The organism is Streptomyces bullii, assembly GCF_042657145.1.
GTDB classification, from domain to species: domain Bacteria; phylum Actinomycetota; class Actinomycetes; order Streptomycetales; family Streptomycetaceae; genus Streptomyces; species Streptomyces bullii.
In genome coordinates this window covers 1-1,189 of record NZ_JBHSNY010000042.1, presented here as the reverse complement: position 1 = coordinate 1,189, position 1,189 = coordinate 1, and the positions used below count along the sequence as shown (strand labels likewise).

1 protein-coding gene is annotated in these 1,189 nt (G+C 70.2%); it reads right to left on the bottom strand.

Going from position 1 to position 1,189, the window contains the following annotated elements; genetic code table 11:
* Positions 1–1,189, bottom strand: a 1,189-nt coding sequence (locus ACFPZJ_RS39780; protein ID WP_381031968.1) for a maltotransferase domain-containing protein, incomplete at both ends; no start/stop codon positions are given.

The following is a 1,189-nucleotide window of genomic DNA, read 5'->3' as shown; positions in this document are numbered from 1 at the left end:
CGCCGGATGGTGTTGAGCCTGGTGATCAGGGGGGTGATGGTGCGGCCTTCGCGTTCGGCTGTCTCCCAGTCGCGGGGGCGGAGCTGGTACTTCTCGGAGTCGAGGTACTCCTCGCTGCCCTCGCGCAGGGGGGTGTTCTCGCACAGCTCGTAGCCGCTGTAGATGCCCCAGGAGGGGGAGAGGGTGGCGGCCAGCACGGCGCGGACCTCGAAGGCGGGGCGGCCGCCGTGCTGGAGGTAGGCGTGCAGGATGTCGGGGGTGTTGGGGAAGAAGTTGGGCCGCATGTAGGAGGCGGCCTCCCCGGACAGTTCGGTGAGGTAGTCGGTCAGTTCCTGCTTGGTGTTGCGCCAGGTGAAGTACGTGTAGGACTGCTGGAAGCCGATCTGGGCCAGGGTGCGCATCATCGCCGGGCGGGTGAACGCCTCGGCCAGGAAGATCACGTCCGGGTCGGTGCGGTTGACGTCCGCGATCACCCGTTCCCAGAAGACGACCGGCTTGGTGTGGGGGTTGTCCACCCGGAAGATCCGCACCCCCAGGCTCATCCAGTGCCGCAGCACCCGCAGCGTCTCGGCGACCAGGCCGTCCATGTCGGCGTCGAAGGCGATGGGGTAGATGTCCTGGTACTTCTTCGGCGGGTTCTCGGCGTAGGCGATGGTGCCGTCGGGCCGGTGGTGGAACCACTCGGGGTGCTTGTGCACCCAAGGGTGGTCCGGGGAGCACTGCAGGGCGAAGTCCAGGGCGATCTCCAGGCCGTGGCGTGCGGCCTCGCGCACGAACCAGGCGAAGTCGTCGAGCGTGCCCAGCTGGGGGTGGACGGCGTCGTGGCCACCCTCGGGGGAGCCGATCGCCCACGGCACGCCGACGTCGTCCGGGCCGGGGGTGAGGGTGTTGTTCCTGCCCTTGCGGAAGGTGGTGCCGATGGGATGGATCGGCGGCAGGTAGACCACGTCGAAGCCCATCGCCGCGATCGCCGGCAGACGGCGGGCCGCGGTGCGGAAGGTGCCGTGCGGCCGCTCGGGCGTGCCCTCCGAGCGCGGGAAGAACTCGTACCACGACCCGTACAGGGCCCGCTCCCGCTCCACCAGCAGCGGCAACGGCTCACTGCTGGTCACCAGCTCCCGCAGCGGATGACGGGCCAGCACGGCGTCGACCTCCGGGGTGAGCGCCGCCGCCAGCCGCGCCGCGGCCG